General features: G+C 68.8%; 20 protein-coding genes. 14 read left to right on the forward strand and 6 right to left on the reverse strand.

Going from position 1 to position 24,014, the window contains the following annotated elements; all coding sequences use genetic code 11:
- Positions 1 to 56: 56 nt before the first annotated feature.
- The 4 genes from BMY97_RS20555 to BMY97_RS20570 are packed head-to-tail and all read right to left on the reverse strand — an operon-like array spanning position 57 to position 2,034.
- Entirely contained in the window at positions 57 to 305 is a 249-nt protein-coding gene (locus tag BMY97_RS20555; RefSeq protein WP_177231454.1) for a colicin immunity domain-containing protein, read from the reverse strand.
- 13 nt (positions 306 to 318) lie between these two features.
- Positions 319 to 1,089: a colicin D domain-containing protein gene (locus BMY97_RS20560; RefSeq protein ID WP_143086242.1), complete on the reverse strand. Its 771-nt coding sequence runs from the start codon at positions 1,087 to 1,089 to the stop codon at positions 319 to 321.
- A gap of 35 nt (positions 1,090 to 1,124) precedes the next feature.
- The gene (locus BMY97_RS20565; RefSeq protein ID WP_091618477.1) at positions 1,125 to 1,442 is read right to left on the reverse strand and encodes a WXG100 family type VII secretion target; all 318 of its coding nucleotides are present in this window, start codon (positions 1,440 to 1,442) and stop codon (positions 1,125 to 1,127) included.
- 10 nt (positions 1,443 to 1,452) lie between these two features.
- Entirely contained in the window at positions 1,453 to 2,034 is a 582-nt protein-coding gene (locus tag BMY97_RS20570) for a chorismate mutase (RefSeq protein WP_091618478.1), read from the reverse strand.
- 147 nt (positions 2,035 to 2,181) lie between these two features.
- Here BMY97_RS20570 and BMY97_RS20575 point away from each other — a divergent pair, with 147 nt between their 5' ends.
- Entirely contained in the window at positions 2,182 to 3,042 is an 861-nt protein-coding gene (locus BMY97_RS20575) for an ADP-ribosylglycohydrolase family protein (RefSeq protein WP_091618479.1), read from the forward strand.
- Positions 3,043 to 3,059: 17 nt separating this feature from the next.
- On the opposite strand, the gene BMY97_RS20580 is transcribed toward BMY97_RS20575, so the two are convergent.
- Positions 3,060 to 3,734, reverse strand: a complete 675-nt coding sequence (locus BMY97_RS20580) for an ankyrin repeat domain-containing protein (RefSeq protein ID WP_143086243.1) — start codon at positions 3,732 to 3,734, stop codon at positions 3,060 to 3,062.
- A 513-nt stretch (positions 3,735 to 4,247) separates the two neighbouring features.
- Between BMY97_RS20580 and rpoB the strand changes: the two genes are divergently transcribed.
- The 8 genes from rpoB (at position 4,248) to BMY97_RS20620 (ending at position 17,999) form a co-directional block, all read left to right on the forward strand.
- Complete coding sequence (rpoB, locus tag BMY97_RS20585) at positions 4,248 to 7,751, forward strand: DNA-directed RNA polymerase subunit beta (RefSeq protein ID WP_091618481.1); 3,504 nt, start codon at positions 4,248 to 4,250, stop codon at positions 7,749 to 7,751.
- A gap of 123 nt (positions 7,752 to 7,874) precedes the next feature.
- Positions 7,875 to 11,783: a DNA-directed RNA polymerase subunit beta' gene (locus BMY97_RS20590; protein WP_091618482.1), complete on the forward strand. Its 3,909-nt coding sequence runs from the start codon at positions 7,875 to 7,877 to the stop codon at positions 11,781 to 11,783.
- Positions 11,784 to 11,863: 80 nt separating this feature from the next.
- A complete protein-coding gene (locus tag BMY97_RS20595) occupies positions 11,864 to 12,262 on the forward strand; it encodes an SRPBCC family protein (protein WP_091618483.1) in 399 nt (132 codons plus the stop codon).
- Positions 12,263 to 12,789: 527 nt separating this feature from the next.
- Positions 12,790 to 14,649: a hypothetical protein gene (locus tag BMY97_RS20600; RefSeq protein WP_091618484.1), complete on the forward strand. Its 1,860-nt coding sequence runs from the start codon at positions 12,790 to 12,792 to the stop codon at positions 14,647 to 14,649.
- Positions 14,650 to 14,767: 118 nt separating this feature from the next.
- Positions 14,768 to 16,528: a hypothetical protein gene (locus BMY97_RS20605; protein ID WP_091618485.1), complete on the forward strand. Its 1,761-nt coding sequence runs from the start codon at positions 14,768 to 14,770 to the stop codon at positions 16,526 to 16,528.
- A 286-nt stretch (positions 16,529 to 16,814) separates the two neighbouring features.
- Positions 16,815 to 17,168: a hypothetical protein gene (locus tag BMY97_RS20610; protein ID WP_091618486.1), complete on the forward strand. Its 354-nt coding sequence runs from the start codon at positions 16,815 to 16,817 to the stop codon at positions 17,166 to 17,168.
- A gap of 20 nt (positions 17,169 to 17,188) precedes the next feature.
- The gene (locus BMY97_RS20615; protein WP_091618487.1) at positions 17,189 to 17,437 is read left to right on the forward strand and encodes a hypothetical protein; all 249 of its coding nucleotides are present in this window, start codon (positions 17,189 to 17,191) and stop codon (positions 17,435 to 17,437) included.
- Positions 17,438 to 17,513: 76 nt separating this feature from the next.
- Positions 17,514 to 17,999, forward strand: a complete 486-nt coding sequence (locus BMY97_RS20620; protein ID WP_091618488.1) for an MmpS family transport accessory protein — start codon at positions 17,514 to 17,516, stop codon at positions 17,997 to 17,999.
- A 22-nt stretch (positions 18,000 to 18,021) separates the two neighbouring features.
- On the opposite strand, the gene BMY97_RS20625 is transcribed toward BMY97_RS20620, so the two are convergent.
- A complete protein-coding gene (locus tag BMY97_RS20625) occupies positions 18,022 to 18,450 on the reverse strand; it encodes a GNAT family N-acetyltransferase (RefSeq protein WP_245787412.1) in 429 nt (142 codons plus the stop codon).
- Positions 18,451 to 18,953: 503 nt separating this feature from the next.
- On the opposite strand from BMY97_RS20625, the gene BMY97_RS47115 reads away from it, so the two are divergent.
- The 5 genes from BMY97_RS47115 (at position 18,954) to tuf (ending at position 23,794) form a co-directional block, all read left to right on the forward strand.
- The gene (locus BMY97_RS47115) at positions 18,954 to 19,100 is read left to right on the forward strand and encodes a hypothetical protein (RefSeq protein WP_091618490.1); all 147 of its coding nucleotides are present in this window, start codon (positions 18,954 to 18,956) and stop codon (positions 19,098 to 19,100) included.
- A 366-nt stretch (positions 19,101 to 19,466) separates the two neighbouring features.
- A complete protein-coding gene (gene rpsL, locus BMY97_RS20635; protein WP_003102113.1) occupies positions 19,467 to 19,841 on the forward strand; it encodes a 30S ribosomal protein S12 in 375 nt (124 codons plus the stop codon).
- Positions 19,841 to 20,311 carry a 30S ribosomal protein S7 gene (gene rpsG, locus BMY97_RS20640; protein ID WP_091618491.1) on the forward strand — a complete coding sequence of 157 codons (471 nt, stop codon included), beginning with the start codon at positions 19,841 to 19,843 and terminating at the stop codon, positions 20,309 to 20,311. Before rpsL ends, rpsG begins: the two co-directional genes overlap by 1 nt.
- A 63-nt stretch (positions 20,312 to 20,374) precedes the next feature.
- Positions 20,375 to 22,474, forward strand: coding sequence for an elongation factor G (fusA, locus tag BMY97_RS20645; protein WP_091618492.1), 2,100 nt, complete (start codon positions 20,375 to 20,377; stop codon positions 22,472 to 22,474).
- Between the two features lie 126 nt (positions 22,475 to 22,600).
- A complete protein-coding gene (gene tuf, locus BMY97_RS20650; RefSeq protein ID WP_091618493.1) occupies positions 22,601 to 23,794 on the forward strand; it encodes an elongation factor Tu in 1,194 nt (397 codons plus the stop codon).
- The last annotated feature ends 220 nt before the right edge of the window (positions 23,795 to 24,014 follow it).

Raw genomic sequence — 24,014 nt, forward strand, 5'->3', positions numbered from 1 at the left:
CCAGCTGACGGTCGTCGCGATGCCCAGCTCGATGACCTCCGGCGACCAAGCTTTGCTCAGAGGGCGCGGAGCTTCTGTCTGGCGGTACAGGCCCGCGCCCGCAACGCTTCCTCCTGCCGAGCACGGTCGTCCGCTGAAGTACCCGGCGGCACGAAGTACTCGTCGATGTGGAAGAACAACTCGTCGATGACACCGAAGGCGGGGTCGCCGTGAATGACCTCGTCGTCCTTGACCATGCGCAGGTATTCGGCCTCGAACTGTTCGGCGTCGATCTCCCGGCCGACGAACCGGTCGATCAATCCCACGTAGCCGACCAGATCACTTCGAGTTTCCAGCCTTGGTGTTCGCTGGATCCTCCGCGAATTTCTTCAACGCGTCCTCGTACGCCTTGGCGGCGGCATTGCTCCAATTCTGGTCAACGCCGAAGTCTTTCGCGTGCTTGAAGTGGCTTTGCAGCTGACTCTTGGGGTAGTTCGGCTCTGGCAGACCCCGATCCGCCACCTCATCGCTGATCTTGGTGGCGTCGGCGCCCTCGATGTCCGGGTTCGGGGTGTTGCTCATCGCCGCCTGCATGGCCGGTCCGACGCCCTGGGTGATGGTGATCGCGCCGCCGGCCACCACCAGGATGGTCTCGGCAGCGGCAGCGGCAGCGGCAGCGGCAGCGGCAGCGGCAGCGGCAGCGGCAGCGGCAGCGGCGGCGACTTCGGCGAGGGCTTCGATCACGCCGACGAGCAGGGCGTCCAAACCACCGTCGGTCACGATGCTGCCGACAGCCAGCAGCACGCCCAGCGCGCCGAGACCGTCGATCACCGACTTGATCTTGTCGCGGATTTTCTCCTGGGTGTCGGTGTTCCACACCCGAAAGCCGACCAGGCTGTCCGCCAGCTGGTCGAGTACGACTGGCAGCTCGGCCAGGATCGACTGCGGCCCGGCGGCTCGCTGCCAGAAGTCCTCCAGCGCGGTGACGTCGTCGGAAGTGTTGTTGCCGGTCAGGCTCAGCAGTTCGGTGTGCAGATTCCGCACGAGTTCCCGAATCGCACCGGCCGCGTTGCGGCAGGCCGCGGCCGCGTCCGAAGGCACGATCTTCACCGGCGTGACCGGGCCGCCGTCGGGTCCTCGGCCCATCAGCCGCGCCAGATGGTGACGTTGGTCCGCACTGCCTCGGCGTGGTTGTCGTGCGCGTTGGTCACGACGTCGCGGATCCAGTGGAGGCGGTCACGCAGATCGCGCGCGGCTGAGGACCATTCCGTGGCTGCTTCGTGGAACGCGTCGTGCGCGTCGCCAGTCCAGGTCGCGCCGAGATCGGTGACCACCTTGTCGACCTCGTCCACCCTTTCGGTGGTGGCGTCGATGTGGTCGGTGATCGAGTCGGCCCGCGCCGAGAGTAACCGTGTGCGGCTTCGGTGAACGCCTTTCCGTGAAGTGTCCGCGAAGCCGCCTATGCCCGTTTTCTCAGCAGACCGACCGCAAAGCCGTCCGCAAAGCGTTGCGGTGCAAGGCGTCCAGCCGGTCGATCACGATCGCCGACAGCTGGGCCTCCGCGACCTCCACGCGGCAGCCGATGCCCGGGTGTCGGACCCCGTCGGTGGCGACGAGCTGGGCCAGCAGGGAGGTGGTCAGCTGGTCGAGTTCCGCGCGGATCACGTTCAGGTCCGGGCGGGTGGTGGGGGCCTGGTCCGGGTGCCTGGTCCAGCGGTCGAACAGGCCGCGCTGGACGACCTTGCTCGCGGCGATCTGGTCCTCGAAGAAGGCCGCCGTGCGGTCCGGGTCGATGCCGAGGGTGGCGGCCTTCGCGCGGACCTCGGCCAGCTCCTGCTGTTCGCGCACCGGGTCGTCGATGGGCTTGCCGGTGCCGAACTTGGCCGCCGCGACCTGGTCGCTCACCTGCAGCCGCTGGACCACCAGGTCGGTCAGCGGGCCCAGCCGGCCGGCGGCGTCGGGTGCGGCCATGGCCTGAGTGCCTCCGATGGTGAGTGCTGCCAGAACCACCGCGATGGTCACGGCGAACCGCCGCGCGGACCTCGACACGGACATGGGTCTTTCCCTTCGACGCGCGACACCGGGATCGCGGGCGATCTTACCGGCGGTCGCGGCGCGGGGCCCGCGATTCCCGCCGGGTGGACGCGATTCCTGCCCGAACTCCACAGTGGACTCGCGCCGCGTCCCGGCTAGGTTGGGGCGGTGACTGATCAGCAAGCGTTCGCGAGCCTCCGTGGGCTCGCCGTCGGCGACGCGTTCGGGGCGCAGATCCTGCTGCCGGGGGACCATCCCGACGTCGTCGGACGGCAGTTGCCCGCCCCGCCGTGGCGATGGACGGACGACACCGAGATGGCGTGCTCCATCTTCGCGGTGCTGCGGCGCGAAGGTCACCTCGACCAGGGCGCGCTCGCGGCGTCCTTCGCCACCCACCACGATCCGGACCGCGGATACGGCTCCGGCGTCGCGCGTCTGGTGCAGGACATCCGCGCGGGGCAGCCGTGGCCGGAGCTGGCCGCGACGGCGTTCGGCGGCAACGGTTCGTGGGGCAACGGCGCCGCGATGCGAGTGGCCCCGCTGGGCGCCTGGTACGGCGCGGACTTGCCGCGAGTGCTGCGCGAGGCCGAGCAGTCGGCCGTGGTGACCCACGCGCACTTCGAAGGCGTGGCGGGTGCGATAGCGGTCGCGGCGGCTGCGGCGCTGCGGGCCGTCCAGCCGACACTCGGTGGCCCGGACCTGCTGTCCTCGGTGATCCCGTTCGTCCCGCCAGGCCGCGTCCGTGACGGCCTGACGACAGCGTTGGACCTCCGGCACGCCGACCCCGCCGACGCCGCGAGCGCGCTCGGCACCGGCCGCGAGATCGCGGCGCACGACACCGTCCCGTTGGCGCTCTGGATCGCCGCCCGCCACTCCGCCGCGTACGTCGAGGCGATGTGGCTGGTCGCCCGGCTCGCCGAGGACGTCGACACCGTGGCGGCCATCGCGGGCGGCGTGCTGGCCGCCGGCGCCCACGAGATCCCGCCGGAATGGCTCCAGGCAACGGAACCCCTGCCCGACTGGCTTTGACCGTGTCCGGGACGTGGCTACAGGTCCATCCCGGCCTCGACCAGATGAATGCTGTCCACGGTCACCCGGTGCTGCTGCGCCCAGCCGCCGACCACGCGGTTCCAGCTCGTCACCGACAGTTCGCGGCCGGTCAGCTCGATGCTGAACCCGCCGTACTGGCCGGGGATCGGGAACCACAGGCGTGGGCGCGTCAGCTCGGTCAGCGGGCCCAGCTGCGGCAGCCGCAGCCGGTGGCGCACGACGAGTTCCGCGGAGCGGCCCCGGATCAGGAGGTGGAGCTGCGCGCTGAGGCCGTCCAGGACGTCGTCCGGCACCTCGCGGCGCGGGGACGGCGCCAGCAAGCCCGCGGTCTCCTCGTGGCCGCGCTCCGCGGCGACGTCCGCGGCGCGCTGGCCGTACAGCCCGGTCCGCAGCGTTCGCCACGCGCCGCGGTCCAGCAGCTCATGGACGACGTCGCGAGGAGCGCCGTGCCAGGCCGCCTGGTGCAACGGCGAGCAACCCCGGCGGCTGCCCAGTCGCGACGCGTTGACCAGGTGCGGAGCCGTCTCCAGGGTGGTGAGCACCGTCGTCCAGTCGGCGGCCGAGGCGGCGTCGGCGAGCTGATCGCGCACGGCCAGGTCGCGCGGGTCGTGCCCGTCCCGGCTCGTCACGCCGTCCCACTCGGTCTGCTCCACAGGGTCAGCGGGGTCCACGAAGCGACCGTAGCCCGGCTGCCCGGTGGCCGGGGGCGTGACGGGGAACACCGCTCAAGGGCCCGATACCGGCTGCCCGAAACGGCCGCCGCGGCCCGATCCCGCAGGTACCCGGGGGTAACCGGGATGATCATCCCGGTTGTCACCCTCCGCACCCCCTGTTCAACGCTGCGCCAACCGGCGGGACCCCCGTGTGGCATCTTGACTCTCGCGCGCCGTGGGTTCAGGCTTACTGCCAACGGCGACAGCCGGGGAACGCGAACCTTGCGGGAGGGGCGCGAAACCGGGTAAGCCGGAGGCATTGCTGGGAGCGTTGCGCAGCAGGCTGGGCCCCATCGGGAGCGCCCCCTGGACAGACCGCGACGCTCGGGCTAGACTGGCTCTTTGCGCTGCCCTCTTTCAGGCTGCCCGGAGCCGGTAGTTAGAGTAGTGGGCACACGGCACCCTTGACAGTCCGCGACAGCTGTTGCCATCGCGGCTGCTCACCGCTCATTGTCCCCGGAAGGACGCATCTTGGCAGTCTCTCCCGCGAACCAGGCCACTGCTGCGACCACCTCGGCTGTATCTCGCTCGGAGTCCACAGGTATCCCCGGCGCACCCAAGCGAGTCTCTTTCGCAAAGATTCGCGAGCCTCTGAACACCCCCAACCTGCTGGACGTGCAGCTTCAGTCGTTCCAGTGGTTCACCGGAGCCGAGGCGTGGTTCGAGCGCCGCGTCAACGAAGGTGAAGAGAACCCGGTCGGCGGTTTGGAGGAGGTCCTCAACGAGATCTCCCCGATCGAGGACTTCTCCGGTTCCATGTCGCTGTCCTTCTCCGCCCCGCGCTTCGACGAGGTCAAGGCCTCGATCGAGGAGTGCAAGGACAAGGACATGACCTACGCGGCCCCGCTGTTCGTCACGGCGGAGTTCGTCAACAACAACACCGGCGAGATCAAGAGCCAGACGGTCTTCCTCGGCGACTTCCCGGTGATGACGGACAAGGGCACGTTCATCATCAACGGCACCGAGCGGGTCGTCGTGTCCCAGCTGGTGCGTTCTCCGGGCGTGTACTTCGACAGCAGTGTCGACAAGACGACCGACAAGGACGTCTTCAGCGTGCGCGTGATCCCGAGCCGCGGCGCGTGGCTCGAGTTCGACGTCGACAAGCGCGACACCGTCGGCGTCCGCATCGACCGCAAGCGCCGCCAGCCGGTCACCGTGCTGCTGAAGGCGCTCGGCTGGACCACCGAGGCGATCCGCGAGCGCTTCTCGTTCTCCGAGACGCTGCTCGCCACCCTCGAGAAGGACCACACGGCCGGCACCGACGAGGCGCTGCTCGACATCTACCGCAAGCTGCGCCCGGGCGAGCCCCCCACCAAGGAGAGCGCGCAGACGCTGCTGGAGAACCTGTTCTTCAAGCCGAAGCGCTACGACCTGGCCAAGGTCGGCCGGTACAAGGTCAACAAGAAGCTCGGCCTGACCACCCCGTACGACACGGGCACGCTGACCGAGGAAGACATCGTCAGCGCCATCGAGTACCTGGTCCGGCTGCACGCCGGCGAGGACAAGATGACCAGCGTGAACGACGTCGAGGTGCCGGTCGAGACCGACGACATCGACCACTTCGGCAACCGTCGCCTGCGCACGGTGGGCGAGCTGATCCAGAACCAGATCCGGGTCGGCCTCTCCCGCACCGAGCGCGTGGTGCGCGAGCGCATGACCACGCAGGACGTCGAGGCGATCACGCCGCAGACCCTGATCAACATCCGCCCGATCGGCGCGGCGATCAAGGAGTTCTTCGGCACCTCGCAGCTGTCGCAGTTCATGGACCAGAACAACCCGCTGTCGGGCCTGACGCACAAGCGGCGTCTGTCGGCCCTCGGCCCCGGTGGTCTGTCCCGTGAGCGCGCCGGCATGGAGGTCCGTGACGTCCACCCGTCGCACTACGGCCGCATGTGCCCGATCGAGACGCCGGAAGGCCCGAACATCGGCCTGATCGGCTCGCTCTGCTCGTACGCGCGGGTCAACCCGTTCGGCTTCATCGAGACGCCGTACCGCAAGGTCGTCGAGGGCCAGGTCACCGACCAGGTCGACTACCTGACCGCGGACGAAGAGGACCGCTTCGTCAAGGCGCAGGCCAACGCGCCGCTGACCGAGGACAGCCACTTCGTCGAGAGCAAGGTCCTGGGCCGTCGCAAGGGCGGCGAGGTCGAGCTGATCGACCCGCTCGACATCGACTACATGGACGTCTCGCCGCGGCAGATGGTCTCGGTCGCGACGGCGATGATCCCGTTCCTCGAGCACGACGACGCGAACCGCGCGCTGATGGGCGCGAACATGCAGCGCCAGGCGGTGCCGCTGCTGCGCAACCAGGCGCCGTACGTGGGCACCGGGGTGGAGCTGCGCGCCGCGGTCGACGCCGGTGACGTGCTCGTCGCCGAGCAGGCCGGCGTGGTCGAGGAGCTGTCCGCGGACATCATCACGATCATGCACGACGACGGCACGCGGAAGAGCTACGGACTGTACAAGTTCCGCCGCTCCAACCACGGCACCTGCTTCAACCACCGCCCGATCGTCAACGAGGGCGACCGGGTCGAGCAGGGGCAGGTCATCGCCGACGGCCCGTCCACCGAGAACGGTGAGATGGCGCTGGGCAAGAACCTGCTCGTGGCGGTCATGCCGTGGGAGGGCCACAACTACGAGGACGCGATCATCCTCTCCGAGCGCCTGGTGCAGGACGACGTGCTCACGTCGATCCACATCGAGGAGCACGAGATCGACGCCCGCGACACCAAGCTGGGCGCCGAGGAGATCACCCGGGACATCCCGAACGTCTCCGAGGAGGTGCTCGCCGACCTCGACGAGCGCGGCATCATCCGGATCGGTGCCGAGGTCCGCGACGGCGACATCCTGGTCGGCAAGGTCACGCCCAAGGGCGAGACGGAGCTGACCCCGGAAGAGCGCCTGCTCCGCGCGATCTTCGGGGAGAAGGCCCGCGAAGTCCGCGACACCTCGCTGAAGGTGCCGCACGGCGAGACCGGCAAGGTCATCGGCATCCGCGTGTTCTCGCGCGAGGACGACGACGAGCTGCCCCCGGGCGTCAACGAGCTGGTCCGCGTCTACGTGGCCCAGAAGCGCAAGATCCAGCCGGGCGACAAGCTCGCCGGCCGGCACGGGAACAAGGGTGTCATCGGCAAGATCCTGCCGGTCGAGGACATGCCGTTCATGGAGGACGGCACCCCGGTCGACATCATCCTGAACACCCACGGTGTGCCGCGACGGATGAACATCGGCCAGATCCTCGAGCTGCACCTGGGCTGGCTGGCCTCGCAGGGCTGGACGATCGAGGGCGACCCGAGCTGGGCCGCGAACCTCAACGAGGAGCTCTACGACGTCGCGCCGAACACGAACACCGCCACCCCGGTGTTCGACGGCGCGAAGGAGGAGGAGCTGACCGGGCTGCTCGGCTCGACCAAGCCGAACCGCGACGGCGAGCGCATGGTCAAGGAGAACGGCAAGGCCACGCTGCTCGACGGCCGCTCCGGCGAGCCGTACCCGTACCCGGTTTCGGTCGGCTACATGTACATCCTGAAGCTGCACCACCTGGTCGACGACAAGATCCACGCCCGCTCCACCGGCCCGTACTCGATGATCACGCAGCAGCCGCTGGGTGGTAAGGCGCAGTTCGGTGGCCAGCGCTTCGGTGAGATGGAGTGCTGGGCGATGCAGGCGTACGGCGCTGCCTACACGCTGCAGGAGCTGCTGACGATCAAGTCGGACGACGTGGTCGGCCGCGTCAAGGTGTACGAGGCGATCGTCAAGGGGGAGAACATCCCCGAGCCGGGCATCCCGGAGTCGTTCAAGGTGCTCCTCAAGGAGCTCCAGTCGCTGTGCCTGAACGTCGAGGTGCTCTCCAGCGACGGTGCGGCCATCGAGATGCGCGACTCCGACGACGAGGACCTCGAGCGCGCCGCGGCGAACCTCGGCATCAACCTGTCCCGCAACGAGTCGCCCTCGGTGGACGACGTCGTGCACTGATCGCGAGCTGAGCTGGGACCTGCCTCCCGCGGGTCCCAGCTCGCCCGCCAATTCCTCTAGTCGACTGGGATTTCTGGGGAGCGACCCCCAGACCCCCGAACTACCCCAAGGGGATGCAAAGACGTGCTGGACGTCAACTTTTTCGATGAGCTCCGGATCGGTCTCGCCACCGCCGACGACATCCGTCAGTGGTCCTTCGGCGAGGTCAAGAAGCCGGAGACCATCAACTACCGCACGCTCAAGCCCGAGAAGGACGGCCTCTTCTGCGAGAAGATCTTCGGCCCGACCCGGGACTGGGAGTGCTACTGCGGCAAGTACAAGCGGGTCCGCTTCAAGGGCATCATCTGTGAGCGCTGCGGCGTCGAGGTGACTCGCGCCAAGGTGCGCCGTGAGCGGATGGGCCACATCGAGCTGGCCGCGCCGGTCACCCACATCTGGTACTTCAAGGGTGTTCCGTCGCGCCTGGGCTACCTGCTGGACCTGGCGCCCAAGGACCTCGAGAAGATCATCTACTTCGCTGCTTACGTCATCACCGGCGTGAACACCGAGCTGCGCCACACCGACCTGCCGACCCTCGAGAACGAGATCGGCGTCGAGCGCAAGAACCTCGAGACCAAGCGTGACTCGGACATCGAGACCCGCGCGCAGAAGCTGGAAGCCGACCTGGCCGAGCTGGAGGCGGAGGGCGCCAAGTCCGACGTGCGCCGCAAGGTCAAGGAGGGCGGCGAGCGTGAGATGCGCCAGCTGCGCGACCGCGCCGGCCGCGAGCTGGACCGCCTCGAGGAGGTCTGGACGACCTTCACGAAGCTGGACACCCGCCAGCTGATCGCCGACGAGCTGCTCTACCGCGAGCTCGTCGACCGCTACGGCGAGTACTTCACCGGCGGCATGGGCGCGGAGGCCATCCAGAAGCTGGCCACCGAGTTCGACGTCGCGGCGGAGGCCGACAACCTGCGCGACACCATCCGCAACGGCAAGGGGCAGAAGAAGCTCCGCGCGCTGAAGCGGCTCAAGGTCGTCGCCGCGTTCCAGGCGACCGGCAACGACCCGCGCGGCATGGTGCTCGACGCCGTCCCGGTCATCCCGCCGGACCTGCGCCCGATGGTCCAGCTCGACGGTGGCCGGTTCGCCACCTCGGACCTGAACGACCTGTACCGCCGCGTGATCAACCGCAACAACCGCCTCAAGCGGCTGATCGACCTCGGCGCGCCCGAGATCATCGTCAACAACGAGAAGCGGATGCTGCAGGAGGCCGTCGACGCGCTGTTCGACAACGGCCGCCGCGGCCGCCCGGTGACCGGTCCCGGCAACCGCCCGCTGAAGTCGCTGTCCGACCTGCTCAAGGGCAAGCAGGGCCGGTTCCGCCAGAACCTGCTCGGCAAGCGCGTGGACTACTCGGGCCGTTCGGTCATCATCGTCGGGCCGCAGCTGAAGCTGCACCAGTGCGGTCTGCCGAAGGACATGGCGCTCGAGCTGTTCAAGCCGTTCGTGATGAAGCGGCTGGTCGACCTGAACCACGCGCAGAACATCAAGTCCGCCAAGCGGATGGTGGAGCGCTCGCGGCCGCAGGTGTGGGACGTGCTCGAAGAGGTCATCACCGGCCACCCGGTGATGCTGAACCGCGCGCCGACCCTGCACCGCCTCGGCATCCAGGCCTTCGAGCCGCAGCTGGTCGAGGGCAAGGCCATCCAGCTGCACCCGCTGGTCTGCGAGGCGTTCAACGCGGACTTCGACGGTGACCAGATGGCGGTGCACCTGCCGCTGTCGGCCGAGGCGCAGGCCGAGGCCCGGATCCTGATGCTGTCGGCGAACAACATCCTTTCGCCGGCGTCGGGCCGCCCGCTCGCCATGCCGCGTCTGGACATGGTGACCGGTCTGTACCACCTGACGCGGCTGAACGAGAAGGCCGACGGCGCGGGCGGCGCGTACTCCTCGCCGGCCGAGGCCATCATGGCCTTCGACCTCAAGGCGCTGAGCCTGCACGCTCCGATCAAGATCCGCGTGTCCGACCGTCAGCCGGCGAAGGCCGACGAGGCGCGGCTCGCGGAGGGCGGCTGGGAGCCGGGCAAGACCTGGCTGGCCGAGACGACCCTGGGTCGCGTGCTGTTCAACGAGCTGCTGCCGGCGGACTACCCGTTCATCAACGAGCCGATGCCGAAGAAGCGTCAGGCCGCGATCGTGAACGACCTCGCCGAGCGGTACTCGATGACGCAGGTCGCGCAGACCCTGGACCGGCTGAAGGACGCCGGCTTCTACTGGGCGACGCGCTCCGGCGTCACGGTGGCCATCTCGGACGTGCTGACCCCGGTCGGCAAGAAGGCCATCCTCGACGAGTACGAGGGCAAGGCCGACCAGGTCGAGAAGCGGTACCAGCGTGGTCAGCTGTCGCACACCGAGCGCAACAACGAGCTCGTCAAGGTGTGGACGCAGGCCACCGAAGAGGTCCACAAGATCATGGAGACGGCGCTGCCGGACGACAACCCGATCGCGATCATCGTGAAGTCGGGTGCGGCGGGCAACATGACGCAGGTCCGGTCGCTGGCCGGGATGCGTGGCCTGGTGTCGAACCCGAAGGGCGAGTACATCCCGCGTCCGATCAAGGCCAACTTCCGTGAAGGCCTGTCGGTGGCGGAGTACTTCATCGCGACGCACGGTGCCCGTAAGGGCCTGGCGGACACGGCCCTGCGGACCGCCGACTCGGGTTACCTGACCCGTCGTCTGGTGGACGTTTCGCAGGACGTCATCGTCCGCGAGGTCGACTGCGGCACCACCCGCGGCATCAACATGCCGATCGGCGAGGAGTTCGACGGCAAGGTCATCCGTGACCAGCACGTCGAGACCAGCGTGTACGCGCGGAACCTCGCGACGGACGCGGTGGACGCCAAGGGCAACGTCGTGCTCAACGCCGGTGACGACGTCGGCGACCCGGCGCTGGACAAGCTCATCTCCAGTGGCATCACCAAGGTCAAGGTGCGCTCCGTGCTCACCTGCGAGTCGGCGGTCGGCGTGTGCGCGACCTGCTACGGCCGTTCGATGGCGACGGGCGAGCTCGTCGACGTCGGCGAGGCCGTCGGCATCGTCGCGGCCCAGTCGATCGGTGAGCCGGGCACGCAGCTGACCATGCGTACGTTCCACCAGGGTGGTGTCGCCGGCGACGACATCACGACCGGTCTGCCCCGTGTCACCGAGCTGTTCGAGGCCCGGGTGCCGAAGGGCAAGGCGCCGATCGCGGACGTCGACGGCCGCGTGCGGATCGAGGAGAGCGAGCGGTTCTGGAAGATCACCCTGATCCCGGACGACGGGTCGGAGGAGATCGTCTTCGACAAGCTGTCCAAGCGGCAGCGGCTCGCCAACACCGCGAACGGCCCGCTGGGCGACGGTGACCACGTGTCGGTCGGCCAGCAGCTGCTCGAGGGCACGCCGGACCCGCACGAGGTCCTGCGGGTCATGGGGCCGCGCGAGGCGCAGATGCACCTCGTGGACGAGGTGCAGAAGGTGTACCGCGCCCAGGGTGTGTCGATCCACGACAAGCACATCGAGGTCATCGTGCGGCAGATGCTCCGCCGCGTGACGATCATCGACTCCGGTGCCACGGACTTCCTGCCGGGCGAGCTGCCCGAGCGGACCAAGTTCGAGGCGACGAACCGGGCGTCGGTCGCCGAGGGCGGCGAGCCGGCTTCGGGTCGCCCGGTGCTGATGGGGATCACGAAGGCGTCGCTCACCACGGACTCGTGGCTGTCGGCGGCGTCGTTCCAGGAGACCACCCGCGTGCTGACCGACGCGGCCATCAACGGCCGCTCGGACAAGCTCGTGGGCCTCAAGGAGAACGTGATCATCGGTAAGCTGATCCCGGCCGGTACGGGCATCAACCGCTACCGGAACATCCAGGTGCAGCCGACCGAGGAGGCGCGGGTCGCGGCGTACGCGATCCCGTCCTACGACGACGGCTACTACACCCCGGACGTGTTCGGTTCGGGCACCGGTGCCGCGGTTCCGCTGGACGACTACGACTTCGGTCGCGACTTCCGCTGATCCGCCGGCTAGACGAGAAGAGCCCCCATCCCGGTCCGCCGGGGTGGGGGCTCTTTCGTCGGCCGGGCTAGGGTGGCGTCATGCTGCGACAAGGGGTGACCAGGTCGATCGGGATCGCGGCGAGGCCGGCGGACGTGGTGGCGTTCGTCGCGGATCCGGAGACGATGCCGCGGTACGCGCCGGAGTTCGCGAAGTCCGTGACGCCGTCCGGGGCAGCGTGGGTGGCGGAGACCAGCCGCGGCACGCTTCAGGTTTCGCCGGTGGTCGCGGCCGCCGCCGGCACCGTGGACTTCCACCTGACCGCCGCGGACGGCTCGGTCACGGTGGCGCACACCCGCACGTTCGCGAACGGGGACGGCGCCGAGTTCGTCTTCACGCTGCTGCTGCCGGAGTCCGCGGCGGCGGACGTCCTCGCCGACCAGGGGCGGGTCCTCGAGGTCGAGCTGGCACGGTTGAAGGAGCTGTTGGAGACGTCCTGACGCAGTGGGAGTTCACGGACAGCTTCTCCGACCTGGACACCCGCGCCAAGCTCACCAACCGCCTGAGTTCCCGGAACTCGGTTACGAAAAGGTCACGAACATAATGGGCAAACGGCCCGTCGCCGAGCGCCGTTGTGACTACTCGTGACACCGCCGAACGGGCTATCGCAGGTCGCGAAAACGAGCCCACCCGTTCGGTCTAACAGGGCCGCGCAAGTCGGTCCAGGCTGTGGGACATTCACCCCTTTGACGGACGTTCCAGCCATTGATCACACGATTGACAGTAAGTCCGATTCGCAAGACGATTTCGCGCATGCCCTCTCCTGTCGCCTTGGTGTGGCGCCGGCACGTCGACCTGCGCCAGCAGGCCAGCGCGCTGTGTAGGGATTTCTGAATCAATTCCCGTCGACCGGACGCGACTCTTTCCCTTGTGCGGTAACGCTTCAAGCGGGTGCTGAGCTTCTCGGCATTCGCTGGTTCGTCGTGTCCGCTCGGCATTTTCGCATTACTGAGAACAGGGAGACACAATGCGATTCAGCTCCTCCTCGGGTGCCCCGCCCCGATGGCGGAAAGCGCTGACGGGCACCCTCGCGCTGGCGCTCGCCGTCGCCGCGGTGACCTACACCGGCGCCACCACCAGCGCGTACGCCGACGTCCAGGTCCTCACCGACTCGAAGACCGGTGCCGACGGCAAGCAGTACTGGGTGCAGAACCACCTGGTCACCAAGGACCTGGCCGCGCAGTCCCGCGCGGGCGGCACCCCGAAGAAGTGGCTGCTGGTGTGGGCCGGTGACGAGAACATCGCCGACACCGTGGTGAAGGACGTCAAGAACCTGCCCGGTTCACTCGGCGGCGGCCTGAACAAGGTGAAGAACGCGTTGCCCGGCCCGGACTTCCTCGCGGTGATCGACGCGACGCAGGGCTCGGCGACGTACGGCAAGGTGGTGAACACCGCCACCGTCGGGCCGCTGGTCGAGAACGAGCCGCACCACATGCAGTACGTGTGGCACAAGGGCGACACGGTCTACGCCGGCGCGCTGTTTGCCGCGGCGACGTATGCGTTCGACGTCAGCGCGCTGCCGCAGCTGAAGCTCAAGGGCGTCAGCCTGCCGACGCAGACGCTCGGCGGCTCGGTCCCGGACGCCTACTGGGTCCTCAAGGACGGCTCGGCGTACGGCACGTACATGGGCGGCCCGGTAGTCCCGGGGCCGTACACCTACCAGGACGGCTCCACGCAGATCGGCAACGGCTTCGCGGGCAGCCCCGGCGAGGTCGTGCACTTCGACCAGAACGGGCAGGTGCTGTCGCAGAACCCGGCGGCGACCCCGCAGGGCGACAACCCGAAGCTGTGCGACAACCTCCCGCAGCTGGGCAAGCCCTCCTGCGCGAACCCGCACGGCGTCCAGGCCCGTGAGGACCTGAACACCCTGGTCACCAGCGACTACGCCGAGCCGCGCAACATCATCCTCGATCCGGTGAAGCAGCCGTCGCCGTACCTGCGGCGGCCGACCATCCGCACCTGGGACATCTCCGACCGCAACCACCCGAAGCTGAAGACGGTGTCGTACCTGCCGGACGGCCCGCGCGCCGACCCGGCCGACCCGCTGCACTCGGAAAGCCGCGCGGCCATGGAGACCACGGTGACGAACCTGCCCGGCCACAAGGGCGCGTTCGCCGAAACCATGCAGGGCGGGGCGGTGTTCTACACACCGGACATCACGGCGAAGGAGCCGCACTGGATCGAGGTGTTCGACGACGGCGCCGCGAACAAGGCGATGTACGCGCAGAACGACTCGAACGGCGCCAGCTCCAACGGCGGCTGGATCCAGACGAGCCCGGACGACCGGTTCCTGTACCGCGCCATCGTCGGCCGCCAGAAGGGCACCCTCTCGGCGGACGACCCCGGCACCACCGGCGGCGTCTACGTGCTGGACATCCAGAAGCTGCTGGCCGCCGGCGACAACGTCGACGACATCAAGGGCCGCATAGATACCAAGGAAAAGGCGCAGCAGGGCGGCGGGGGCGACCTGCCCACCGTCGTCGGCGCCGCGCCGATCAACCCGGGCACCGCGGCGGCCGGGCCGCACTGGGGCGCGTACGACAACCTCACGCTCGGCAGCGACGGCTTCTACCACGAAACCACGCAGCCGCAGCACCTCGCGGTGTCGAACTACTTCGTCGCCCGGTCCGGTTTGGACGGTGACCACAAGGTCAACCTGCTGAACCTCTCGCCGGACGGCCAGGTCGCGGTCGACCAGAACTTCCGCGACGAGTTCACCGGCCAGGTCGGCATCAACTTCAACCGCAAGTCCTGGCCCCACGGGGACTTCGGCAACGCGAAGCCGCACGCGGAGCTGTTCGTGGTCGCGGACCAGAACCTGAAGTGACCCCGCCCGTGGCCGGTCGGCTGTGCTTCCCGGCCGGCCACGGCTTCCGTTCATTCCCGCCGGTGCCCCGGTTCTCGGGACACCGGGCCGCCGGCTCCCCGTTCCCCGGAAGGTCTCCATGGATCACCACGTCACGCCGGTGAGCACCGGTTCGTCCGGAGTGGACATCGCCGCGCTCGTGCTGCGGCTGGTGCTGCTGCTGGCCACCGCGTTCCTCGCCGGCACCGGGATTCTCCGCCCGCTGGTCGGTGACCTGCCACGGAAGCTGTGGCTGACCGTCGGCGGGCTGGGTGTGCTGTCCGCGGTGCTCGCGGCGGTTTCCGCGGCCACGGTCGAGGTGAACCTCGCCGCCCTGATCATCCACATCGTGCTCGCGCTGGCCGTGCCGGTGCTGCTGCGCCGGCCGTCGGCGGGCCGCTGGGCGTCGCTGGCGCTGGTGGTGCTCGTCGTCCTGGAGACGTCACTCGACGGCTCGGGCATCGACTTCGCCATCGACACCGTGTACGTCGCCGCCGCCGCGCTGTGGTTCGGCATCACGCTGCTTTCGGCCTGGGTGCCGGCAGATCAGTGGCGCGCGACGCAGTTCCGCGTCGGCCCGCTGTCGGTGACGCTCGGCGGGCTGCTGACGCTCGCGGGCGTGGTGCAGCTGGTGCTGTCCGGCGTCGGCTTCGATCGGCGGCTGTACGAGTCGCTGTTCGGCATCGCGTTGCTCGTGGTGGTCGCGCTGCCGGCCGCGGTCGCCGTGCTGTCCGGAATCCTGTTGTCCCGCAACGGTTCCACCCGCGTCTATCGCTATGGCGTGATCGGCGTCGCGGCGGGTTTCATCGCGTGGAGCGCGCTCGCGGCGGTGCCGCAGCCGCCGCCGTTGCCGATCCCGGGGGTACCGCTGCTGGCCGACGCGACCGTCGGCGGTGGTTCGGTGCCCGTGCTGCTCAGCCCGCAACGGCCGGGGCGCAACCTCGTGCATTTCCCGCCCAGTGCCGGTGAAGGCCTTTTCGCCGGCACCGAGGGCGGCCTGATTTCACCCGCCGTGGCACGCGGCGGCGCCGAGGGCACCTGGGCCGACGTCGATCTGCCGCCCGGCCGCAGTTCCCTGGTGATCAAACGCGGCGACGCCACCACCACCGTCGAGGTGGACGCCGGCACCGCGCCGGGCCCGGTCATCGCCGACGCCGACGCGCCCGAATGCGCCTCGGCCGCGCTCGGCGGGCTGGTGGCCGAGAAACACGACGTGCTCACGAGTTGCCCGTCCGACGCCCTTTCACCCGAAGACAGCGGCTCGCTGGTGAAGCTCGTCGAATTCCTGGCCGGCCGCAAGCCTTCGGCGATCACGTTGGTCGAGGACTCGTCGCCGCGCGGGGTGGCGGCCGCGCGGCTGGTGCGCGAAAACGCCGCGCGCCTCGGCCTGCCCGTGCAGCAGGACGCCGGCGCGGACACCGCGCTGGTGGTCGTCTCCGGCTGGTCCGGCGGCTACCTCGCGATGACGCGGGCCGCCGAGTCGCAACGCCTGAAGCCGACGCACCAGTACGGCCTGTACCTCGCGCCGTGGCTGCTGAACGGCCCGATCGTGAACGCCGTGGCCAGCTCGTCGATGCCCCTGCGCTTCGACCCGCGCGACCAGCTGGCGGTGAGCTACGCGGTCACGGTCGGCAACACCTTCGGCGGCGAAAGCCCCACCGTCGGCGGCTTCCGGACCTGGCTGGGCCCGCAGTGGCAGTCCGTGAACGGCGAGGTCCAGATGTTCGCCGCCGCCCAGGTCAACGCGATGCCCATGTACCCGGGCGAGCAGCACGCCCCCGGCATGGAGGCCGCCCGCGACTACGCCGGCCAGTGGATCCCGGACGGCACCATCGTGCCGGTCAGCGGACTGCTGCGATGAATTCCGGCGTGCCGGCCAGGACGCCGGTCCGGTGCGGTCCTGCGTCCTGGCCGCCGGTGCGGTCCGGCGTCCCGGTCGGCAAAGCCCACCGATTCGGCCCACCGGTTCGGCCCACCGATTCGGCCCACCGGTTCGGCCCGGCGTGCCGGCCGGTGTCACCGGCGAAGCCCCGTTCTTCCGCCCCGGCGGGCGGATTCCGCTCAACCGGGCGGAGAAGTGCCCCATCGAAGTGGCGCCGTCGAAGTGTCCCCGCAGTGTCCCCGAATTGCCCCGAGGAGAGGAACCCATGAAACGCACCATTGCCCGTGCCCTGCTGCCGCTCGCCGCGGCCGGCGCGTTCGCCGCCCTCGCCGGGGGAGTGGCCGACGCCGCTCCCTCCGCCCCGGCCGCACCGGCACCGGGCCTGCCCGCGCTGCCGAGCCTGCCGACCGCCGCCCTGCCGACCGCCGGCCTCCCGGCCCTGCCGACCGCCGGCCTTCCGGCCCTGCCGACCGCCGGTCTGCCTACGTTGCCGACCGGTGACGGCACGGCGATCTGGGCCATCCCGGGGCTCGACCTCGGCGGGCTGCTCGGTCCGACCGTGCAGGCGCCGACCGAGCTGCTCGCGCCCGTGTTCAACCTCATCACCCCGATTTCCTGAACCAGCGAAAGGAAAATCCCATGAAGAAGACCCTCACGCGGACCGTCGCGATCGTGGCGCTCGCGGGCGCCGGGGTGCTCGGCGCGGCCATGCCGGCGCTCGCCGCGACGGCGGACCAGCCGGGTGTTGTCGTGGTCGACGAGCCGGACACCAGTGGTCTGAACAACCTGTGGACGTTCGCCCCGCTGGGCGTTCCGGTGCTCGGCCTGCTCCAGTCGATCAACGGCGTGCCGGGCAAGCTCCTGCCGGCCCCCGCCGGCGGCTACTGACCGGCGATCACCCGGTAACGGCGGCCGGTGGCTCCCGCGCGGGAGCCACCGGCCCCTCGGCGAGAGGAACGGGGAAGTGGACAGACAGATCGTCGGCAGGCTCGCGATCGCCGGCATCGCGGTGGTGGCCGTCGCGGCCGTGGTGGTGATCCTCGGCTCGGGCGGCGACCCGGCGCCGGCCCCGGTGGCCGTGGTGGGGGAGCCGTCGAGGCCCGCGCCTCAACGAGGCCCGGACCAGACGGTGACCCGCACCCTCCCGCCGTCCACCTCGGTGGCCGCGGCCTCGAACGACTGGCCGGTCACCTACGAGCTCACCGGAGCGGGCACCGCCACCGTGGTCTACGACGAGAACGGCCTGGGCCTGGTGCACCAGGAGCTGTCCGTCGCGCTCCCGTGGCGCAAGGACCTGACGTGGCCGAACACCGGCGTCCCGCCGACCGTCCAGCTGATGGGCCAGGGCACCGGCGCGGTGGAGTGCCGGATCTCCATCCGCGGTGTGGTGGTCAAGACGGAGAAGTCCGCCCCCGGCGAAGTCGCCTCCTGCGCCGGCCGTCTCAGCTGACCCCGGCCCGTCGGGAGCCGGCTCAGGTCAGGTTCTTCGAGAACCAGTGCTCCGCGTACTTGTCGTTGTTGAAGGGCTCGACCTCGGCGTAGCCGGTGCGGGCGTACAGGGCCCGGGCTTCCACGAGGTCGTCTCGGGTGTCCAGGCGCATGACAGTCGCGCCGAGGCCCCGGGCGGCGTCCTCGGCGGCCGCGACCAGGCGCGCACCGGCGCCGTGCCCACGGTGGCCTGGACGGACGTACATCCGCTTCAGCACGCTCAAGCCCGGCTTCTCCACACGCGTGCCGACGCAGCCGGCCATCGTGGCGTCGGGCAGCCGCGCGATGAGGAAGACGCCGGTGGGCGCCACCAGATCGTCGGTCGGGTCCTCCGCCAGCGCGGTGTCCACCTCCGCCTCGGTGGCCGGCCGGCCCCAGTACCGCGACGCGATCTCGGCGATGTACTCCCGCATGATCAGCCGGGCGTCCGGATGGTCGACGGGGGTCTCGGTGATCGTCCAGCTCTCGTTCACCGCTCCATCGTCACCAGGTTGTCCACCGAAATTCACGCCCGGGCCAGGCCGCATCCAGCCGCCGCCAAGGGCCGTCAACCCCCGTCAACCCGCCGCCGAAGCCCGCAAGCACCGAGGCGTTCGTCACCTCGCTCCCCCGCCCGGGGGAGCACGCCGCCCGCTCCCCGGCCGGCCGCCACCGCGGCCCTCGAAGCGCGCGCCGGCGCCCCGGCACCACCGCCGGACCCACCCGCGAGCTGGCCGAACCCTCCCCGCCACCACGCCACTCCTCTCCTCGACCCCTCCTCGACGACGGCGCCTCCCGCGCCCTCTGCCCCCCGATGGTGACCGCCCACCCCGACAGAAACGGCGCGAATGGTGCGTTACGGCCATGTGTGTCACTCGAACGTGGAATGGGTACCGTGCGAGCCGCAAGGGGAAACCGAATACCAGGGGAGTGCGTCATGGACGGCAACGGGACCGAAGAGAAGAAGGACCAGCCGAAGGGGAGCCACGCGGCGCCGGAGGGAGCCGGGGTCCACCCGCTGATCGACCTCTCCCGCGACCCGCACCCGGGCCGGCCCGACCACGCCAAGCCGGACGAGGAATAGGCGCTCGTCGCACCATGTTCTAACCACTGGGAAGCTCTGCGCGGCTCGGTCGGACGAGGCCCGCGCGAGCCCCAGCTGGGGTTACGATGGGCGGTCGCCGTTCCTTCGGACCCCCCGCCCGGACCTACTGGGAAGTGGCCGGGTATCTTTGGAGACCGTGCCCGGCAGGCGTCGGGCCGCTCCGCGTGCCGTATGGCATGAGCGGGGTGCTCGCGCACCCGGTTCACCGGCCTGGTTCACGTGGGGTTCCGACGGAAATCCCTCCGGGAAGTTACCGGTCGAAAGACCGTGACGCGGGCCGACACGCCCGACCGCGGGGGCCGGTGAAGACACGAAGAAGCAAGATCACGACAGGAAGCTGGTCCATTGCCCACGATCCAGCAGCTGGTCCGCAAGGGCCGCCAGGACAAGGCTGCCAAGCAGAAGACCGCGGCCCTCAAGGGGAGCCCGCAGCGTCGTGGCGTGTGCACCCGCGTGTACACCACGACCCCCAAGAAGCCGAACTCGGCGCTGCGCAAGGTCGCGCGTGTGAAGCTGACCAGCGGCATCGAGGTCACGGCTTACATTCCCGGTGAGGGCCACAACCTCCAGGAGCACTCGATGGTGCTCGTGCGCGGTGGCCGAGTGAAGGACCTGCCGGGTGTCCGCTACAAGATCATCCGCGGCTCTCTCGACACCCAGGGTGTGAAGAACCGTAAGCAGGCGCGCAGCCGTTACGGCGCGAAGAAGGAGAAGAGCTAATGCCCCGCAAGGGTCCGGCCCCGAAGCGGCCGCTGATCTCCGACCCCGTCTACGCCTCCCCGCTGGTCACCCAGCTGGTGAACAAGGTGCTGAAGGACGGTAAGCGTTCGCTGGCCGAGCGCATCGTGTACGGCGCCCTCGAAGGCGCCCGCGAGAAGTCCGGCACCGACCCGGTCGTCACGCTGAAGCGCGCCCTGGACAACGTGAAGCCCACCATCGAGGTGAAGAGCCGACGCGTCGGTGGCGCCACGTACCAGGTGCCGATCGAGGTCAAGCCGAACCGCTCCACGACCCTCGCGCTCCGCTGGCTGGTCTCCTTCTCGCAGGCCCGTCGCGAGAAGACGATGATCGAGCGCCTGCAGAACGAGCTGCTCGACGCGAGCAACGGCCTCGGGGCCAGCGTCAAGCGCCGTGAAGACACGCACAAGATGGCCGAGTCCAACAAGGCCTTCGCGCACTACCGCTGGTGATTTCCGCCCGGCTGCCGATCCAAGCCATGCCGGGCCCCACGCTTGAGACAGGGGAACATTCTCGTGGCACGTGACGTGCTGACAGACCTGAACAAGGTCCGCAACATCGGGATCATGGCGCACATCGACGCCGGTAAGACCACCACCACCGAGCGGATCCTGTTCTACACCGGGGTCAACTACAAGATCGGTGAAGTCCACGACGGCGCCGCCACCATGGACTGGATGGAGGAGGAGCAGAAGCGGGGCATCACCATCACCTCGGCTGCCACCACCACCTTCTGGGACGACAACCAGATCAACATCATCGACACCCCGGGCCACGTCGACTTCACCGTCGAGGTGGAGCGCAACCTCCGGGTGCTCGACGGCGCGGTCGCGGTCTTCGACGGCAAGGAAGGCGTCGAGCCGCAGTCCGAGCAGGTCTGGCGGCAGGCGGACAAGTACGACGTCCCGCGCATCTGCTTCGTCAACAAGATGGACAAGCTCGGCGCGGACTTCTACTACACCGTGAAGACCATCGTCGACCGCCTCGGCGTCCGGCCGCTGGTCATCCAGCTGCCGATCGGTGCCGAGAACGACTTCGAGGGTGTTGTCGACCTGGTCCGCATGAAGGCGCTGACCTGGCGCGGCGAGGTCAAGAAGGGCGAGGACTACTCGATCGAGGACATCCCGGCCGAGCTTGCCGAGCTGGCCGCGGAGTACCGCGAGAAGCTCGTCGAGACCGCCGCCGAGGCCGACGACACGCTGATGGAGAAGTTCCTCGAGGGCGAGGAGCTGACGGAGGCCGAGATCAAGTCCGGCATCCGCAAGCTCACCATCGCCCGTGAGGTCTTCCCGGTGCTGGCCGGCTCCGCGTTCAAGAACAAGGGCGTGCAGCCCATGCTCGACGCGGTCGTCGACTACCTGCCGTCGCCGCTGGACATGCCGCCGGTCGAGGGCTTCCTCGCCGACGGCGAGACCCCGGTCACCCGCAAGCCCTCGGTGGACGAGCCGTTCGCCGCGCTCGCCTTCAAGATCGCGGCGCACCCGTTCTTCGGCAAGCTGACCTACATTCGGGTGTACTCGGGCAAGGTCGCCGCCGGCGCGCAGGTCGTCAACGCGACGAAGGAGCGCAAGGAGCGCATCGGGAAGATCTTCCAGATGCACTCCAACAAGGAGAACCCGGTCGAAGAGGCCCAGGTGGGCCACATCTACGCGGTCATCGGGCTGAAGGACACCACCACCGGTGACACCCTGGCCGACGCGCAGAACCCGGTCGTGCTGGAGTCGATGACGTTCCCCGAGCCGGTCATCCGGGTCGCGATCGAGCCGAAGACGAAGGCCGACCAGGAGAAGCTCTCCCTGGCGATCCAGAAGCTGGCCGAAGAGGACCCCACGTTCCAGGTGAAGCTGGACGAGGAGACCGGTCAGACGATCATCGCCGGCATGGGCGAGCTGCACCTCGAGGTGCTCGTCAACCGGATGAAGTCCGACTACAAGGTCGAGGCGAACATCGGTAAGCCGCAGGTGGCCTACCGCGAGACCATCCGCAAGACGGTGGACAAGCTCGACTACGTCCACAAGAAGCAGACCGGTGGTTCCGGCCAGTTCGCGAAGGTCATCGTGAAGCTGGAGCCGCTCGAGCGCACCGACGGTGCTCTCTACGAGTTCGACAACAAGGTCACCGGTGGCCGCGTGCCGCGGGAGTACATCCCGTCGGTCGACGCGGGCGCGCAGGACGCCATGCAGTACGGCATCCTGGCCGGCTACCCGCTCGTCGGGTTGAAGTTCACCTTGTTGGATGGTGCGTACCACGAGGTCGACTCTTCGGAAATGGCCTTCAAGGTCGCCGGTTCGATGGCGATGAAGGAAGCCGCGAGGAAGGCCAGCCCGGTCATCCTCGAGCCGATGATGGCCGTCGAGGTCACGACGCCCGAGGACTACATGGGCGACGTGATCGGCGACCTCAACTCCCGCCGTGGCCAGATCCAGGCCATGGAGGAGCGCGCCGGTACCCGTGTCGTCAAGGCACTGGTCCCGCTGTCGGAGATGTTCGGTTACGTGGGCGACCTGCGGTCTCGTACCCAGGGTCGTGCGAACTACTCCATGGTGTTCGACTCCTACGCCGAGGTTCCCGCGAACGTCGCGAAGGAAATCATCGCGAAGGCGACGGGGGAGTAGTCCCCGTTCGCTCGCGGGCATAAGGGACACTCCTGAACGTCCGCAGCACAGACGAGAACAATCGTGGGCCGGCAGCCACGCCGGCCCACGAGCACAAAAGCGAAATCAGTCCAGGAGGACATTCCAGTGGCGAAGGCGAAGTTCGAGCGGAGCAAGCCGCACGTCAACATCGGGACCATCGGTCACGTTGACCACGGTAAGACGACTCTGACCGCGGCGATCACCAAGGTTCTGCACGACAAGTACCCGGAGCTCAACGAGTCGCGTGCGTTCGACCAGATCGACAACGCGCCCGAAGAGCGCCAGCGCGGTATCACGATCAACATCTCGCACGTCGAGTACCAGACCGAGAAGCGTCACTACGCGCACGTGGACGCTCCCGGCCACGCGGACTACATCAAGAACATGATCACCGGTGCCGCTCAGATGGACGGCGCGATCCTCGTGGTCGCGGCGACCGACGGCCCGATGCCGCAGACCCGTGAGCACGTGCTGCTCGCCCGCCAGGTCGGCGTGCCCTACATCGTGGTCGCGCTGAACAAGGCCGACATGGTCGACGACGAGGAGATCCTCGAGCTCGTCGAGCTGGAGGTCCGCGAGCTGCTGTCCTCGCAGGAGTTCCCGGGCGACGACGCGCCGGTCGTGCGCGTGTCCGGCCTCAAGGCCCTCGAGGGCGACGAGAAGTGGGCCGAGGCCGTTCTCGAGCTCATGACCGCCGTCGACGACAACGTGCCGGACCCGGTGCGTGAGCTCGAGAAGCCGTTCCTGATGCCGATCGAGGACGTCTTCACGATCACCGGCCGCGGCACCGTCGTGACCGGCCGTGTCGAGCGTGGCGTGGTCAACGTCAACGAAGAGGTCGAGATCGTCGGCATCAAGGAGAAGTCGCAGAAGACGACTGTCACCGGTGTCGAGATGTTCCGCAAGCTGCTCGACTCGGGCCAGGCGGGCGACAACGTCGGCCTCCTGCTGCGTGGCATCAAGCGCGAGGACGTCGAGCGCGGCCAGGTCGTCGTGAAGCCGGGCACCACCACCCCGCACACGAGCTTCGAGGGCCGGGTCTACATCCTGTCGAAGGACGAGGGTGGCCGTCACACCCCGTTCTTCAACAACTACCGCCCGCAGTTCTACTTCCGCACCACGGACGTGACCGGCGTCGTGACCCTCCCCGAGGGCACCGAGATGGTCATGCCGGGCGACAACACCGACATCTCGGTGGAGCTGATCCAGCCGGTCGCCATGGACGAGAACCTGCGGTTCGCCATCCGTGAGGGTGGCCGGACCGTCGGCGCGGGCCAGGTCACCAAGATCAACAAGTGATTTAGACGCCCCGCCCGGAGGTCACTACACCCCCGGGTTCGGGGCGTCAAATCACCTGTGCGACACTAATCAGGTTGCTCGTCCCGGGGCGGCCGAATCCCAGAGTTGTGCGAATGACTCAGCGGGTTCCGGCCGCCCCTGTACGAGTGGCCACGGTCCGTCCAGCTCTTCCTTCGGGGTGCGGCTAGCGGGCAAAGGCCAGAGGTCGGCTGCGCTGTCA

The sequence above is a fragment of the Amycolatopsis saalfeldensis genome, from assembly GCF_900110575.1.
GTDB classification, from domain to species: domain Bacteria; phylum Actinomycetota; class Actinomycetes; order Mycobacteriales; family Pseudonocardiaceae; genus Amycolatopsis; species Amycolatopsis saalfeldensis.